14 protein-coding genes and 1 pseudogene are annotated in these 16213 nt (G+C 65.4%); 3 read left to right on the forward strand and 12 right to left on the reverse strand.

The window, feature by feature from the left end:
* Nucleotides 1-30: 30 nt before the first annotated feature.
* From DRF71_RS14375 to hslO, 6 genes are read right to left on the reverse strand one after another with little or no spacing between them, the layout of a single operon-like run.
* Nucleotides 31-1272, reverse strand: a complete 1242-nt coding sequence (locus DRF71_RS14375; RefSeq protein ID WP_112311157.1) for a class I SAM-dependent RNA methyltransferase — start codon at nucleotides 1270-1272, stop codon at nucleotides 31-33.
* Nucleotides 1265-3127 (reverse strand): ABC transporter ATP-binding protein, encoded by a 1863-nt coding sequence (locus tag DRF71_RS14380; RefSeq protein ID WP_112311158.1) that lies wholly within the window; start codon nucleotides 3125-3127, stop codon nucleotides 1265-1267. The genes DRF71_RS14375 and DRF71_RS14380 overlap by 8 nt, the downstream gene beginning before the upstream one ends.
* On the reverse strand, nucleotides 3124-4992 hold the full coding sequence (locus DRF71_RS14385; RefSeq protein WP_112311159.1) for an ABC transporter ATP-binding protein: 1869 nt from the start codon (nucleotides 4990-4992) through the stop codon (nucleotides 3124-3126). The genes DRF71_RS14380 and DRF71_RS14385 overlap by 4 nt, the downstream gene beginning before the upstream one ends.
* Nucleotides 4993-5052: 60 nt before the next feature.
* A complete protein-coding gene (locus tag DRF71_RS14390; protein ID WP_112311160.1) occupies nucleotides 5053-6219 on the reverse strand; it encodes a CCA tRNA nucleotidyltransferase in 1167 nt (388 codons plus the stop codon).
* On the reverse strand, nucleotides 6216-6857 hold the full coding sequence (locus tag DRF71_RS14395; RefSeq protein WP_112311161.1) for a CoA pyrophosphatase: 642 nt from the start codon (nucleotides 6855-6857) through the stop codon (nucleotides 6216-6218). Before DRF71_RS14395 ends, DRF71_RS14390 begins: the two co-directional genes overlap by 4 nt.
* Entirely contained in the window at nucleotides 6847-7860 is a 1014-nt protein-coding gene (gene hslO / locus DRF71_RS14400) for an Hsp33 family molecular chaperone HslO (protein WP_112311162.1), read from the reverse strand. The genes DRF71_RS14395 and hslO overlap by 11 nt, the downstream gene beginning before the upstream one ends.
* 254 nt (nucleotides 7861-8114) lie before the next feature.
* Between hslO and DRF71_RS14405 the strand changes: the two genes are divergently transcribed.
* Nucleotides 8115-8561, forward strand: a complete 447-nt coding sequence (locus DRF71_RS14405) for an NUDIX hydrolase (RefSeq protein ID WP_112311163.1) — start codon at nucleotides 8115-8117, stop codon at nucleotides 8559-8561.
* 116 nt (nucleotides 8562-8677) lie between these two features.
* Here the strand turns inward: DRF71_RS14405 and DRF71_RS14410 are convergent, their stop codons facing one another.
* The 5 genes and pseudogenes from DRF71_RS14410 to mbfA form a co-directional block, all read right to left on the reverse strand.
* Nucleotides 8678-9301: an HAD-IA family hydrolase gene (locus DRF71_RS14410; protein ID WP_112311164.1), complete on the reverse strand. Its 624-nt coding sequence runs from the start codon at nucleotides 9299-9301 to the stop codon at nucleotides 8678-8680.
* Nucleotides 9298-10260: a DMT family transporter gene (locus tag DRF71_RS14415; protein WP_112311343.1), complete on the reverse strand. Its 963-nt coding sequence runs from the start codon at nucleotides 10258-10260 to the stop codon at nucleotides 9298-9300. Before DRF71_RS14415 ends, DRF71_RS14410 begins: the two co-directional genes overlap by 4 nt.
* Before the next feature lie 13 nt (nucleotides 10261-10273).
* Nucleotides 10274-10753 (reverse strand): YaiI/YqxD family protein, encoded by a 480-nt coding sequence (locus tag DRF71_RS14420; RefSeq protein ID WP_112311165.1) that lies wholly within the window; start codon nucleotides 10751-10753, stop codon nucleotides 10274-10276.
* Between the two features lie 148 nt (nucleotides 10754-10901).
* A complete protein-coding gene (fghA, locus tag DRF71_RS14425) occupies nucleotides 10902-11732 on the reverse strand; it encodes an S-formylglutathione hydrolase (RefSeq protein WP_112311166.1) in 831 nt (276 codons plus the stop codon).
* A 126-nt stretch (nucleotides 11733-11858) separates the two neighbouring features.
* A pseudogene (gene mbfA / locus DRF71_RS14430) lies at nucleotides 11859-12832 on the reverse strand (iron exporter MbfA); the annotation flags it as partial.
* Between the two features lie 202 nt (nucleotides 12833-13034).
* Between mbfA and DRF71_RS14435 the strand changes: the two are divergent.
* A complete protein-coding gene (locus DRF71_RS14435) occupies nucleotides 13035-13595 on the forward strand; it encodes a TetR/AcrR family transcriptional regulator (RefSeq protein WP_332872064.1) in 561 nt (186 codons plus the stop codon).
* Between the two features lie 413 nt (nucleotides 13596-14008).
* Entirely contained in the window at nucleotides 14009-14167 is a 159-nt protein-coding gene (locus tag DRF71_RS27470; protein WP_157971097.1) for a hypothetical protein, read from the forward strand.
* Between the two features lie 549 nt (nucleotides 14168-14716).
* Here the strand turns inward: DRF71_RS27470 and DRF71_RS14445 are convergent.
* On the reverse strand, nucleotides 14717-16159 hold the full coding sequence (locus DRF71_RS14445; RefSeq protein WP_157971098.1) for a pectate lyase family protein: 1443 nt from the start codon (nucleotides 16157-16159) through the stop codon (nucleotides 14717-14719).
* Between the last annotated feature and the right edge of the window lie 54 nt (nucleotides 16160-16213).

Genomic DNA, 16213 nt, shown 5'->3' on the forward strand with positions numbered 1-16213 from the left:
TTCGTGGTGGGATTGCGGCTCACGGATGCGTTATTTCACACGCGAAAAACGGGCCGCCAGTTCGATATGCACCGACCAGCGGAACTGGTCGACGACCTGGACAAGGTCCAGCCGGTAGCCGGCAGCGGTGAGGATCCTGGCGTCGCGGGCAAAGGTGACCGGGTTGCAGGAGACCATGGCGATCACCGGCACATCCGAGACGGCCAGTCGCTGGCATTGCGCCTCGGCCCCGGCGCGGGGCGGGTCGATCACCACGGCGTCGAAGCTCTTCAGCTCGTCCGGTTCCAGCGGGCGGCGAAAGAGGTCGCGCGTCTCGGTGGTGATCTTCTTCAGCCCCGGAGTGTTGCGGGCGGCTTTTTCAAGCGCGCCGGTCAAAGCAGGGTGACCCTCGACCGCATGGATCGCGGCATCCGCCGCCAGAGGCAGCGCGAAAGTGCCAAGCCCGCAAAAGAGATCGGCGGCACGTTTCGCGCCGGTGATGGCGGTTTTCACCGCCCGGACCAGCGCCTCTTCGCCCTGGAAAGTCGCCTGGAGGAAGGCTCCCGGCGGGAATTCGACCCGCGCCGCGCCCAGCCGGATCACCGGCGCCTCGCGTTGCGAGATGATCTCTTTCTCCCAGGTCAGCCGCGCGATCGAGAACCGCTCGGCGATCCGCGCCAGCTCCATCTGCGCGGGGCCGTCCAGCACCTTGCCGCCGGTCACCACCACATCGGGGCCCGCGAGGCTCAGCGTCACCTGGAGCTGCATCTCTGCCGTGCGTGAGCCGCCGAACTGCACCAGCGCCTCCAGCGCCGGGAAGCTGGCCATCAGATCGGGATGCAGCAGCTTGCAGCCCGGAACGGCGATGATCAGCTCTTGTCCCTTCGCATGGAAGCCCAGCTGCACGCCGCCTTTGGTCCGCCGCCCCGACAGGGTTGCGCGCCGTCGCGACGCAGCCGGCGAGGTTGCCACATCCGCGATCAGGGGCGCGTCGAGCCCCTGGAGGCGCAGCGACTGCGCCACGACCTCATGCTTCCAGCCGGCGACGAAATCATCCGAGGCATGTTGCAACTGGCAGCCGCCGCAGCTTTTGGCATGCTGGCAGGGTGGTTTCACCCGCGCGGGCGAGGGGGTCACGATCCGCGCAGCCGTCATGCGGTCGCCGGTCAGCGCGCCCTCGACCACCTCGCCGGGCAGCATGCCAGCGACAAATACCGTGCCCTGCGGGCCCTGCGCGATGGCATCCCCCAGATGCCCCAGCCGGTCGATGACCAGCCGCTGAACCTCACCCATTGGCCTCTTCCTGTTCGGTGACGATGAAGCCGCCCGACTGGCGTTTCCAGTAGCGGGCATAAAGCCCGCCCCGCGCCAGCAGCGCCTCATGGCTGCCTTCTTCGACGATCTCGCCCTTTTCCATCACGATGATGCGGTCCATCGCCGCGATGGTCGACAGCCGGTGCGCGATGGCCAGCACGGTCTTGCCCTGCATCACCCGCTCCAGCGCCGCCTGGATCGAAGCCTCGACCTCGCTGTCCAGCGCCGAGGTTGCCTCGTCCAGCACCAGAATCGGGGCGTTTTTCAGGAAGGCCCGTGCCAGCGCGATCCGCTGCCGCTGGCCGCCGGACAGCTTGACGCCGCGCTCGCCGAGATAGGCGTCATAGCCCTGCCGACCCTGGTGATCGACCATGGCCGCGACAAACTCATGCGCTTCGGCAGCGCGGGCCGCCGCCTCGATCTCGGCCTGCGACGCCCCGGGATTGCCATAGGCGATATTGTCCCGGGCCGAGCGGTTGAAGGTCGCGGTTTCCTGGGTGACCATGCCGATCTGGCGGCGCAGGGATTCCTGCGTGACGCCGCGCAGGTCATGGCCGTCAATGGTGACCGAGCCCTTTTCCGGGTCATAAAGCCTGAGCAGCAGCGAAACCAAAGTCGATTTCCCGGCACCGCTTGCGCCGACGATACCGATCTTCTCGCCCGCCATGATGGTCAGGCGGATGTCACGCACTCCGCCCCGGCCTTTGTCATCCTTGCGGCCATAGGCGAAGGTCACGCCATTATAGCCGATCTCGCCTCTGATCTGCGGCAGCTCTCCGGCATCCGGGGCATCGGCCAGCGTATGGGGGACAGAGAGCGTCTTCATCCCGTCCTCGACCTCGCCCACCGAGGTATAGATCCCCATCAGCGTGAACGAGACCCAGCCCGACATCTGCGCGATGCGGATCGCCACTGCGCCGGCGGCGGCAATGTCGCCCGCCGTCGCGGCGCCCGCCTGCCATTGCAAGAGCGTGCCGCCGATCAGCATGACCGGAAGCAGCCCCGACAGCGCCATCAGCGAAAGACGGAACCAGGTCGATATCTCGCCGAATTCCAGCGAGGCGTCACGGAAACTCTCCATCGCTTTCAGCGCCACCTCATCCTCAAAGCGGTGATGCGCGAACAGCTTCACCGTCTTGATATTGGTGATGGTGTCGACCACCTGGCCCGAGACCATGGCGCGGGTCGCGGCGCGGGCGGCAGAGTTCTTGCGCACCCTTGGCATGAAAAAGCGGATCATCAGGATATAGAGGATCAGCCAGACCAAAAGCGCCAGCGCCACGACCGGGTCGATCGCCAGCAGGAAGATCACCGAGCCGATCACCGAGGCCAGCGCGAAACAGACGGTATTGACGAATTCGCTGACGGTATCGGTGACGGCACGGGCGGCCTGCATCTGTTTGGTGGCGATGCGGCCCGCGAAGTCATTGTCGAAAAACGTCACCGGCTGGCCCAGCGTCCAGCGATGCAGCCTGGACAGCACCAGCGGCATCACATTCGGCCCGATCACCACCGAGTTCGATGCAGAACCAAGGCCAAAGGCCAGCGGGCGCAGCAGAAGGTAGAACAGCAGGAAGAACAGCAAAAGCCCGGCATTGGTCTGAAAGAACGCCTCTGGCCCGCCGGTCACCGCAGCATCGACCACCTGGCCGAGGATGATCGCACTCACCACCTCGGTCACGCCGGTCATCGCCGAGATCAGCCCGGCGATCACCATCCAGGGCCAGGCGCCGCGCAGGCACCAGAGCATGAAGGCGCCCAGCGTCTGCGGCGGCGGGCCATCAGCCGGGCGAAAGGCGTCGATCCTTGCGCCGAGCCAGGCGAAGACGCTCATGCCGGGGTCTCCCCTGATGGGTCTGCGGGCTGGTCGTCCAGCCCGATAAAGCCGCCCGATTGCCGCGCCCAGAACCGGGCGTAAAGCCCGTTTTGCGCCAGCAGTTCCGCATGCGTGCCCTGCTCGGCCACGCGGCCATCATCCAGAACCACGATCCGGTCCATCTCGGCGATGGTCGACAGTCTGTGGGCAATCGCGATCACGGTCTTGCCCTGCATGACGCCGTAAAGCGCGGCCTGGATCGCGGCCTCGGCCTCGGAATCCAGCGCCGAGGTCGCCTCGTCGAGGATCAGGATGGGCGCGTCTTTCAGGATCACCCGCGCCAGCGCCACCCGCTGCCGCTGGCCGCCGGAAAGCTTGACGCCACGCTCGCCGACATGAGCGTCATAACCCTTGCGGCCCTGCGGATCTTCCAGCCCCAGGATGAATTCATGCGCATCGGCGCGTTTCGCGGCCAGGATCATCTCGTCATCCGAGGCCTCGGGGCGCCCGTAAAGGATGTTGTCACGGACCGAACGGTGCATCAGCGAGCTGTCTTGCTGCACCATGCCGATCAGACGGCGCAGGCTGTCCTGCGTCACCTGCGTCACATCCTGGCCGTCGATCAGCACCTCTCCGCCCTCAGCGTCGTAGAAGCGCAGGATCAGTTTGACGAGCGAGCTCTTCCCGGCGCCCGACCGCCCCACCACGCCGATCTTCTCGCCCGGATGGATCACCAGGTCGATGCCCTGGATGCCGCCCGCCTCGCGCCCGTAATGGTGGCGCAGATCCTTCAGCTCGATCAGCCCCTGGCGATATTCCAGCGGTTTCGCGCCTGTCACATCGGTCAGCTGGATCGGCTGGGTGATGGTCTGCATGCCCTCCTGCACCACGCCCAAAGCCTGGACGAGGCCGGAAAAGGCCCACATGATCCAATAGGTCATATTGGTCAGCCGCAGAACCAGCGCCGAGGCGGCGGCCACGGTGCCGGTCGAGGCCTCGCCATTGGTCCATAGCCACACCGCCCAGGCGATGATCGCGACGATCATCAGCCCGTTCAGCACCGTCAGTGTGACATCCATCACCGTGATGATCCGCATTTCCTTCTGAAAGGTTGTGCGGGCGTTCTCGATGGCCTCTTTCGCGTAAAGGATTTCGCGGTTGTGATGGGCGAAAAGCTTCACCGAATGGATGTTGGAATAGGCGTCGACCACGCGGGCGGTCACCGCCGATCGCGCATCCGAGCTGGCAATCGCGGCAGGGCCCGCGCGGCGGATCGTCCAGCGCACAAGGCACATGTAAAGGCCGAACCATATAAGAAGGGGCAAGAGCAGGCGCGGATCGGCCTCGGCCAGCATCAGCCCCGCACCGACAATGGTGACCGAGGAAAACGCAACCGCATCAAAGGTCTGGAACACGGCATCACCCGCCGCAGGCGGCGTTTGCATGATGCGGTTCGCGATGCGTCCGGCGAAATCGCTTTCAAACCAGCCGACGGGCTGGCGGATCACATGGCGATGCGCGCGCCAGCGGATCATGGTGCCGAAATTCGGCAGGATGGTGTTATGCAGCAAAGCGACCGAGCACAGTTCCAGTATCGGCCGGATGACCAGCAGCGCCAGCGCGACAGCGCCGGTCTCCAGCCCGTGCTGGGCGAAGAATTCTTTCGGCCCGGTTGCAACCATCAGGTCGATCAGCCGCCCCAGATACCAGATCAGCGCCACTTCGATGAATGCAGAGGCCACCGACAAAGTGCCGGTTACCGCAAAGACCTTGCGGAAGGGGCGGATATAGTCCCTCAGCCAGGGCCAGAGCCTCGTGGGCGGGGTATCCGTCTCGGTATAGGTGGCATAGGGGTCTACAAGCCCCTCGAAAAAGCGAAACATTTTTGCACCCGGAATTGTCGGGGGTGTCTATACGCTTTTGGCGCGAAAGGGAACTGCGGCTCAGGGCAGAGCCAGCAGTGCGTCTCTGCCGAGGGTCAGATCCGAGGCGAGCCAGGCCTCTTTCAGCGCAGCCAGCCGCTGGCCAAGCGCGGGGCCGGCATGGTCGGCCATCAGATCGGCGGCGGTGACCGGAAAGCGGGCAGCGGCGCCGCGGGCGATCGCGGTCTCCCATCCCGGCGGGGGCGGGGTCCCGATAAGCGCCGCACGCGCGAGGACTGCATCCGTCGCGGTCTCCGCCCCCAGGACATGGCCGAGGCGCGAGGGGGCGCCGCCTTCCAGCGTGGCCTCACGCAGGCGGGTCATGCCGGCGGCCTCACTGCGCGACAGGCGCAGGGCGCGGCCCAGAGTGTCACCGCCGATGACCGCAAGGCGGCGGGGCCAGCGGGGCGGGCGGCCTGCCTCCAGATGCACCAGAAGCGCGATATGGCGGGCATCGGCCCCCGGCAGGGTTTCGCGCAAAACGCCTGACGCCTGCATCGCGGCCAGCGCCGGGGCGGGGTCGGGGGCGGAAAGCAGCTTCTTCATCTCGGTCCCGACGCGTTCGCGCGAAAGCGTCGCGATGCCCTCTGACAAAGCGGCGCAGGCGGAAAGGCTGTCCGGGTCAGGCCCCTGATCCGGATCACCATACCAGGCGTAAAAGCGGAAAAACCGCAGGATGCGCAGGTAATCCTCGCGGATGCGGGCCCCGGCCTCGCCGACGAAACGGATATGGCGGGCCAGCGCGTCGGCAAGGCCGCCGCCCAGCGGGTCGGTCACCGTGCCATCGGAACCGGCATAAAGCGCGTTCATGGTGAAATCGCGCCGCATGGCATCGTCTTCGATCCGGTCGGCAAAGGCCACCACGGCGCGGCGCCCATCGGTTTCGACATCGCGCCGCCATGTGGTGATCTCATAGGGTTCATCACCGATGATCACGGTGACGGTGCCATGGTCGATGCCGGTCGGCACGACGCGCAGCCCTGCCGCGCGGGCGAGTTCCATCACGCGCGCGGGCCGCGCATCGGTCGAGATGTCGATATCGGCAACCGGGGCACCGATCAGCGCGTTCCGGACGCAGCCCCCCACCGCCAGCGCCTGATGGCCGGCCGCTTGCAGCAGATGAAACATCTGCTGGCTTTCCGGACGGGTGAGCCACTCGCCCGCTATTCTGGTGCCGCTGACCTTCATGGCAGGTCCCGCTCGGCATAGCGCCCGGCAAGGCCGCGCAGGATGCGTGCAGTGGCGCCCCAGATATACCACGGCCCCCAGGGCACGATGTAATAGCGCCGCCAGGTGCCGCGCCACATCCGCCGCTCGATCGAATAGCGCGGGATCGAGAGGAGATGCTCCAGCGGCACGGTGAAGATCTCATCGACCTCGCCGGCCTCCGGGCGCGGTGTGAAGGGGGCCTCGATCAGCCCCAGCACCGGGGTGACCTGGAAACCGGTCACCGTCTCATGCTCGGGCAGGCGGCCGAGGACCCTGACCCGGGCGGGGTCAAGGCCGGTTTCCTCCCATGCCTCGCGCAAAGCGGTGGCCTCGGGGCTGGCATCGCCCGCATCGGTCTTGCCGCCCGGAAAGGCGATCTGGCCGGGATGGTGTTTCAGCTGCGAGGACCGTTTCGTCAGCATGACCCGCGCGCCATCCGGGGCTGCAAGCCCGGGCATCAGTACGGGGATCAGCACGGCGGCCGGGCGCAGTTTGCGCCCCTCGGGCAGGCGGATGCCGGGATTGAGGTCGTAATCCGACGAAGCGGCCCCCGACGCGGCTGATCCGGGCCGGGTCAGGAGCTGGCGCAGGATTTCAGACGTCGGATCAGCCGGCATTGCCGTCGGCGGCGGCTGTGCCCTCAAACCCCAGCGTCGCCGGATCCATCTCGTAATGCGCGCCGCAGAACTGGCAATCGGCAGTGACGCGGCCTTCGGGCGTCGTCATATGCATGATGTCCTTCTGGCTGTAGATCGAGAGCGTGTTGCGCACCTTGTCTTCCGAGCAGGAGCAGCCGAAGCGCAAAGGTTGCGCGTCGAATACGCGGGGCTGTTCCTCATGGAAAAGCCGCACCAGCAGCTCGGTCGGGGCCACATTCGGGCCGATCAGTTCCAGCGCCTCGACGGTGTCGAGGAGGTGATTGGCGCGGTTCCAGTCCTCGGCCGGCGCGCCCGAGAGGATATCGGCATGGGTCAGAAGCCCGCCATCGCCCGAGCCCTCTGCCGCCGCCACGCCGCCGGTCTGCGGCATATGTTGCAGCATGATGCCGCCGGCGCGCCAGCCGGTCTCGCGCCCCGGCTCGCGGCTTTTGCCGAAGCTGAGCGCGAAACGGGTCGGGATCTGTTCCGATTGCGCGAAATAGGTTTCGGCGCAGGATCTGAGGCTGCCGCCCGCGATGGGGGTAAAGCCCTGATAGGGCAGCATCCCCTCGCCCTGGTCGAGCATGACCGCAAAGAATCCTTCGCCGATCAGCGAAAAGGGGGCGTCGGTTTCCGTGACGCTGTCGGCATCATAGCTGGCATAGGCGCGGATGCGGGCCGGTTCGCCCTCTTCGGTCGGGCCGTAATAATCGGTGGCGATCAGCCGGGCCGGGCCCTTGCCACGGATCTGCAGCGAGAGTTTCCAGCGCAGTTTGATCGTCTGCCCGATCAGCGCGGTCAGCAGCGCACATTCCGCCACCAAAGCCTCGATGGCGGGCGGGTAATTGTGTTTCGACAGCACCTGGTCGAGCACGCCGTCCAGCCGCGCCACCCGGCCACGAATGCCGCTGAGGTCAAGCTGGAACGGCAGGACGGTATCATCCCATGCGATTTTGGAGCCGATCTGGTTCCCGGTTGCCATAAGTTTATCCTCGGGCGCGGAAGATGCGCTTTTCTGGGGGGCTGAGGCCCTGGCAGGGCTTGCGCTTCGCGCCCTCCGGATCAAAGCCTTGCCCATCGCAATGGGCTCTGGCAAGGCTTTGACCAGATTTCGGGTCGAAGAACGAAGGACCAGGGGCGGAAAGTGGGTTCGGTGTTCGGATTCAGGGGCCTATATAGGGGCGAAGCGGCGGGCAACCAAGGGGCCTGCTCTTTGGACAGCCTGCTGGGGGCGTGATGATCAGACGATATGGCGAAGCGGTGAGATCGGGGCAGAGCTATCGCCGCCGCCCCGGGGCCTATGCTGTTTTGTGGCGGGAGGGGCGGATTCTGACCACCTTCCAGCAAAGCCCGGTGCCGGAATTCCAGCTGCCGGGAGGCGGGATCGATCCGGGTGAGAACCCGCTGGCGGCGCTGCATCGCGAGGTATTCGAAGAGACCGGCTGGGCGATCAGCGCGCCGCGCCGGATCGGGGCTTACCGGCGGTTCACTTACATGCCGGACTATGAGTTCTGGGCCGAGAAGGTCTGTACGGTCTGGCTGGCGCGCCCGATATTGCGGCATGGGCCGCCGACCGAGCCTGGCCATTCGGCGGTCTGGCTGGAACCCGGCGAGGCGCTGGCGCTGTTGGGAGGCGAGGGAGATCGCGCGATGCTGGCGCGGGTGTTGTCGGGCCGGGGGTGAGGCGGGGGCCAGGAGGGCGGGGACCAGGACAGCGGGGGCCAGCCCCCGCACCCCCGGAGTATTTAGATCAAGAGGAAGCAGGCGGGGCAGGGGCCGGGAGGCCAGAGGCTGGCGGATCAGAGGCCGGCTTCCCCGGGGGTGAGCAGACCCTCGGCGACGAGGCGGCGCGCAAGGCCCTGCCAGGTCTCGACCTGGTGGGTGCGCCAGCCGCGGTTTGCGGCGGTCACGATATTCTCGGCGCGGTCATCGGCGAAGAGAAGGCGGTCGGGGGCGATGCCGCAATCCGCCTCGACATGGGCGTAGAGCACGGGGTCGGGCTTCACCAGCCGCAGCCGGCCGGAAATATAAAGCCGGTCGAACTCTGCAAGAAAGCCGTAGCGCGTCAGGGCGTGGTCCCAGCTTTCATCCCCGAAATTTGTCAGGGCGAAGACCGGGATGCCTTTCGCGCGCAAGCAATCGCGCAGGCGGATGGCGCCTTCGATCGGCGGCGAGGCGATATCATGCCAGCGGTCGTACCAGAGCCGGATCGCGCCCGCATGGGCGGGATGGCGCCCGGCCAGGGCCTCGACGCTGGCGCGAAACGGTGCGCCGGCATCGACGGCCTCGTTCATCTGCGCAAGGCCGGTCTCGGCAAAGAGCGCGCGGCGGCGGTCCTCGCCGATCTCGCGGTCGTAGAAACCTTCGGGATCCCAGCGGAGCAGGACATTGCCGATGTCGAAGATGACCGCTTCGGGTTTCATGCTTTCTTCCGTTTGTTGAGGATCGCCTCGCGCCAGACGATATAGATGCCCGATCCGCAGATCAGGGCGATGCCGGCCCAGGAGGTGAGGTCGGGCCAGGTGCCGAAAATGGTGACGCCCCAGAAAATCGCCATCGGCATGCCGGTATAGTCGAAGGGGGCCAGAATTGCGGCCTCGGTGGTGCGATAGGCCTGGGCAACCATCAGCCCGCCGATCACCACGCAGCAGCCGGTCAGCAAAAGCCAGGGGATATCGGCGGCGGGCGGCCAGATCCAGGGGCGGAGCAGAAAGCTCCAGAGTTCATTACCGGTGTCGAACCTGCCATCGCCGCTGATCAGGCCCATGGTCAGAGACAGGATGATGAAGCCCGAGATGACATAGAAAGAGAAGGCCATCGCGGTCTCGGTCTCGCGCATCGACCGGGTCATCAGGTTGCCGATCGCATAGAGGAGCGAGGAGAGGAGGACGAGGAAGGCCGCGCCTTGCAACATGCCGGCGCCGGGCCGCAGGATCAGGAAGGTCCCGATCAGGCCCAGAAAGACCGCGAACCAGCGCCGGGGTCCGACCCGCTCATGCAAGGCGAGGACGGAGAGCGCGGTGACCATCAGCGGGCTAGTATAGGAAACCGCGGCGGCATCGGCCATCGGCATCACGGCAAGCCCGGTATAATAGGCCGAATTCGAGACGAGGATCACGAAAACCCGGGTCAGATGGCCGAGGGGCCTGCGCGTGCGCAGCTGCGCGAAGCCGCGCCGGGAGCGGGCGATCAGGAACAGCAGCACCGTCATCCCGACCAGCGAGCGGATCAGAATGATCTGATGCAGCGCATAGCCGCCGGCGAGATGCTTGATCGCCATATCATTGACCGAAAAGAGCGCGGTTCCGCCTGCCGCGAGCAGGATACCGGTCAGAACCGGCGAGGGGCCGGACGGTCCGGCATGGGGTAAGGGCGTCGACATGATGACGGCAGGTTCAGCCCGATTTTCCGCCCGCGTCTGTCCTGCCCGCGACATCGGCACGGCGCAAGACGCGATCCAGCGTTTCCAGAAACCGCGAACGGTCGGCTTTCGAGAATGCCCTCCCGCCCCCCTGCCGGAACGGATCGGCCGACCGCAGATCCGCCATCAGATCGCGGGTGGCGAGAACCGAGCCGATATTTCTCTCATGCAGCTCCTCGCCATTGGGCTTGACCACAAAGGCGCCGCCCTCAATCACCCGCGCGGCAAGGGGGATGTCCGAGGTCACCACCACATCGCCGCGCCCGGCATGATCTGCAATCCAGCGATCGGCCTCATCCAGTCCCTGACCGACATAGACCGAAGAGACCAGCGGATTGGCCGAGGGTCGGATGCCGCCATTCGAGACGAGCACCATCGAAATGCGCAGCCGGCTCGCGACCTGTTCAGCCTCGGATTTGACCGGGCAGGCGTCGGCGTCGATGTAAAGCGTCATTGCGGCCTCACTCTGGTCTTTTTGCTGATGACCGAAGCCACCGGCGCGGACAGTCAGAGACAGATGAACAGCCCTTTCATCTGTCCTTAAATATCCCGGGGGAGAGGCCCTGAAAGGGCCGGGGGGGGGCGCGCCCCCTCTGTCGCGTTCAGCCCCTCAGCGCATCGACATGGAAGGAGATGTGGTCTTCTATGAAAGAAGACACGAAGAAATAGCTGTGATCATAGCCTTTCTGCATCCGGAAGGTCCCGCCCTGGCGGCGTTCGGTCATGGCGCCGGCAAGGGCTTCGGGTTTCAGCAGGTCGATGAACTGATCCGAGGTGCCCTGGTCGATCAGCACCGGCCCGTCAAAGCCGCGTTTGCGCATCAGGGCCGAGGCGTCATGCGGCGCCCAGCTGCTCTCATCCGCGCCGAGATAGGCGGTGAACTGTTTGCGGCCCCAGTCCGAGGCCATCGGGTTGCAGATCGGCGAGAAGGCCGAGACCGAAGAGAAGCGGCCCGGAAAGCTCATCGCGATGGTCAATGCGCCGTGGCCACCCATGGAATGGCCGGTGATCGCCTGCAGGCCTTCCTCCAGCGGGAAGGCGCGGAACACCAGATCTGGCAGCTCGTCCGTAACATAATCCCACATCTTGTAGTGTTTTGCCCAGGGGCCCTCGGTCGCATTCACATAGAAACCGGCGCCCTGGCCCAGATCATAGGCATCATCATTGGCGACTTCCGCGCCGCGCGGGCTGGTATCGGGGAAGATCAGCGCGATCCCCGCCTCGGCGGCCCAGCGTTGCGCGCCTGCCTTCACCATCGCATTCTCATGCGTGCAGGTCAGGCCCGAGAGATACCACAAAAGCGGCACCGGCCCATCCTCGGCCCCTTCGGGCAGGAAGAGGCCGAAGGTCATATCGGTCCGCGTGGTCTCGGATGCATGGGTGTAAACGCCCTGCACGCCGCCAAAGCACCGGTTCTCCGAAATCGTCTTCATGGTCGCTCCTCTTTCGTCTCCGGTCCGGTCTCAGGCCCGTATCCGGGTCTGATCCGGCATTGGCGCCACCATGGAGATATTGCCCTGCGGGGGCAAGAGGCGGGGCGCGCGGGCGCAAAGGGTCTGGCCGCCGCCGATCAGCACGCCCGCGGCAAAGACCAGCGCGCCGCCCGGCACGACCTGAAATACCGCGCGCAGGAAGGGCGTCTCCATATAGCGGTTCTGGATCCAGGCGATGGCCCAGAGCTCAACAAACACCACGATCATCGCGATGGTGGTGGCAATGTGGAAATCCGGGATCAGATGGGGCAGCGCATGGCCCAGCCCGCCAAGTGCCGTCATCACGCCGGTCGCGATGCCGCGTTTGACCGGGCTGCCGCGCCCCGAAATCCGGCCGTCATCCGCTGCGGCCTCGGTGAACCCCATCGGGATCCCCGCGCCGACCGAGGCCGCCAGCCCCACCAGAAAGGCCGTATGGGTGTCTTGCGTCGTAAAAACCGTGGCGAAGATCGGCGCCAGCGTCGAGACCGATCCATCCGTCAGCCCCGCAAGCCCCGGCTACACCCAGGTCAGGATGAACTGGCGTTTCTCGGTCTGCGTCTCGGCGGCGGTCGCATCATCATCAAGATGGGCCTCGGCCAGCCGGTCCGCCGCGCGCTCATGCTGCGATTCCGCCTGGGCCAGATCGCCAGGCAGCTTGCGCGTCGCCGCATCGGTCGCGGTCAGGGCAGGCTTTCGTAAAAGGCGCCGGCCTCGCGCTCCATCTTCGCGGCCGCGCCGCGGATCTTTTCCAAAGACATCTGCGCGCTCAGCCAGACCGGCTTGCGCATATGGAACCCGGCTACATGCTCGCGCCGGATCAGCGGGATCGCCTGGCCGAAGCGGCTGGTGTAAAGGTCGATCAGCGCGCGGCGATGACCGTCTTCCTCGGTCGCCATGCCATCGAACACCGCCGCACCGGCGGGATATTCCGCCCTGAGCCGGTCGGCATAATGGCGATAGATGCGGGCATCATCCTCTTCCGAGGAAATTGCCAGCGCGAGAATCTCGGCTTCTGACAGATCCCGGAGGCGGCGGCGGGAGGAGAGGGAGGCCAACATTGCCGTGCTCCATTCTGTCCGGACCGGCGGCGCGCCTGCCCGTCTGCATAATCAGCAGCTAAAATACCCTTCCAGAACGCAAATGAAACGCCTTATGGTTGCCAATATTCTGACCCGGAGCCATGATGCCCCTGTTATGACATGTATTTCCGACTCCGAGGTCCGCAGGGGCCGAAAATTTGATCAGGTCCAGGCAGGCGCATTGCGTGTTTTTCTGCGCGATGGGTTCGAAGGCGCATCAGTGGATGAAATCGCCCGCGAGGCGGGGGTTTCGAAGGCGACACTTTACTCTTATTTCCCAGATAAGCGGGTGATGTTCACCGAAGTGTTCAGCATCGAATGCCAGCGCCAGGCAAGCGAGGCCGAGACCGAGCTGGCCCAGACACCGCCCGCGCCGGAATTCCTGACCTATGCGGCACGGCGGGTGATCCGCTTTGCCCTGTCGGATTTCGGGCGCAGCCTGTTCCGGCTGGTGGTGGGCGAGGTCTCGCGTTTTCCCGAACTCGCGCGGCAATTCTATGCCAACGGGCCCGGGATGCTGCGCGGGAAGCTGGTCGCGCGGCTGCGCGAGCTGTGCGAGCGCGGCGAGCTGGAGATCACCGATTTCGATCTCGCGGTCGAGCAATTCGTGCAGCTGGCCAAGGCGGCGGTGCATGACCGGGTGATGCTGAACCTTGTGGAAGACATCCGCCCCGAAGAGATCGACAAATCGGTCGAGGGCGCCGTGACGATGTTCATGGCGCGCTATGGGACAAAGCGCTGACCGGATTCGGCCTGGTCCAGAGCGGATGGCTGTTTCACTGCTTCCACCAGATAGGTGATCGCGTCCGATGAGATGCAGCCGATGGCTGCTCTATGGGGCCTTCCCATAAGCCCCGCGCATTCCCTGGAAATTCTCACGGTATCGGGAATTTTTGCATTCGGTCTGGCGACGCACCCCTCTTGTGGTGGATGGGGCAGTCAACAGTTGCAGCAGGCGGAGGAACAGGGAGATCCTGGCGGACCTCTGAAAAAGCCAGCGTCCGGGCAGTCATGCGGAAGAGGAGGCACCCTTTCGCAGGGCAATGGGGGGATCAGGATGCGCGGGAGGGGCGAGGGGCGCGGGTGGCTGTTCAGCCCTGTGGATCCTGAGGCGCGCACCCTCTGCGCCGCCCGCAGCGGCAGGTCCGGCAGGTGGTGAGTGAGGTTCCGGCGCACCACATTGCCGCGTTCGACGGGCTATTCACCGATTTCGGCCTCCCCCCGATCCTGCCGGAGCGGCTGATCCGGGCTGGCCTGATCCAGATCCCCGGTTCCGCCCATCCGGAGCGCCCGCTGATCGGCCAGAGGCAATAGAGCTGCTGCGTCGCTGGTTCCTGAGCCCCGGTATTGATGATCCCGAATGGGGCGAGGGGCGCCCGGAAATCTGTCCTTTGAACAGGTTTCGGCCCTGCACGGACGACGCCCAGGCCCGAAGGCCCAGGGTTCCCGACCCAAAGACCGCGACCGGTTGATGACCGGGATGTCGCGCAGGGCCATGGCCCTAATCCTGGACCATCGCGCGGTGGCGCTGCTTTTGTCGGATGCCCACTGCTCCGTCGAAGGTATGCCAGGGTCAGGAGCCACGGATTGCATTTGTCTGACCTGTTTCAGAGGGTCTGATGAGACCCTGCTGATAAGCACCCTGTTCTGGCAGACGGATGGATGAGGGTCAGAAAACTGTCCGGGGGCTGTTTTCCCGACGAGCCGGATGACGCGGCTCTTGCCCTTCTTTCCCACGAGCCATGGCAAATCACGCGCCGCTGATCGGCGCAATCATTAGTAATAACAATAAGTTGCGGTGGCGGCATGCTCCGGGGCAGGGTCGCGCAAAGACCCTCTGCAACCGCTGGACGCGGCGGAGTATCACAGGCAAAGCGCCATTGGCTCAAACCTGTCTGGGATGGGAAGGGTGTCCGCGCGGATGATGAAGCGGCTGGTTTCCGGGGCGGCTCGAAGGCGGTGATGACCGCAGTGAGCAGGCGAAGGCCATAGGTTCGGGTGGTCGAACAGATTGACCGCAAGCCCGCTGGCCTGTGCATGGGCATGCCAGTCCGCCTCGGCAAAACCCGCAGACGCGCAATACTCGAAAAATGCAGTGGCGTTATGGACCACGCCTTGCCGCACGGTGGCGCCGACCTCGGGAAAGAAATTCAGGTTGCGAAACCGCGAGCGCAGCCCGCCGAATTTCAACCCGAAACCGGGCGCCGTCGGATGATCCGGCGGGTTCTCAGGCTTATAGACCCCAATCCCGCTGACGCCGCCTGGGTAAAGGACCGCCAGGACAGCAGCAATCCCGTTCGCACCCCTGATTTCTATTCCCTTCTGGCCGCGCAGCGGGGTCGGATTGTCGCCGTAGAACAGTGCCGTCCTGGTGACGAACCAGGTCTGAGTCACCCGGTAATAGGCCGGGACAGGGGGAAACCGCACCGGGACGCTCTCGGCGTACTCCTCCCGGATCGTATTCAGGGTGGCGGCGCGGCTGGCAGCGGTGATAGCGGGCCAGTCATCATGGCCCGCCCCGATCCCCCGCGCGCCCCAGTGTTGCGGCGTCACATAGCCCATCGGGGCCGCGCCGACCGTGACCGTGCCGCCCCCTGAGATGTCAAAGCAGTGGGTGTAGGGGTCTGCCGTGAAGCCCCTCGCCATATGCACCGTGATGCCCGCCGGCACCACGATCTTTGCGCCATCGGCAAACTGGACGGGCCGCGTGATCGTCAAGTTGCTGGCAATGCGATAGGTGCCGGTCGGAACATAGATCTCGCGCAGGCCATCGGCCGACAGGAATGACGCCCGGCTGTCTGCCACACCGGCCGGGTCTGCCCCGAACGCCAGCGGTGTGTTGAACGGCGTCGAGCAAGTCGCCGCCGTGACCATGATGAGCGCATTGTTTACGCCTTCGGCGATAGCCTGCAGCACCGTCAGCGGGCCGAGTGCTTCGACAATGGCGCGGGTCTCTTCCAGCGCCGCGCGGGCCTCGACGGCCGCGAGCGACTCGGTCAGGATGGCCGGGATCGGCGCGCGCCAGATCCAGCCGCCAATTGTCATCTCGTAAATGCCTGCGGTCTCGTCAGTGGTCAGCACCGCACCATGGGTGCCGGGTGTGCGCTCTTCCGCGCGCAGATCCGGCAGGCTGGAGCGGAAGACCGCAACTGGTGCGAAGGCGGTGGCAGAGAATGATGGATCGGCGAGCAACTGGACTGCGAGGTTGCCGATCTTTTGCAGCATGGTGTTGCCGTCGCGATTGACGACCAGCGAATCGGCCAGGCTCGTCGTGACAAGGTTTGGCGTGGTCACACCGGCGGCCATTGCGGTCTCCATCAGCAAGGGCGGTGGCGCCGGTTTACGCGCGCGCGCGATGAT

The sequence above is a fragment of the Pseudogemmobacter bohemicus genome (assembly GCF_003290025.1).
GTDB lineage: Bacteria > Pseudomonadota > Alphaproteobacteria > Rhodobacterales > Rhodobacteraceae > Pseudogemmobacter > Pseudogemmobacter bohemicus.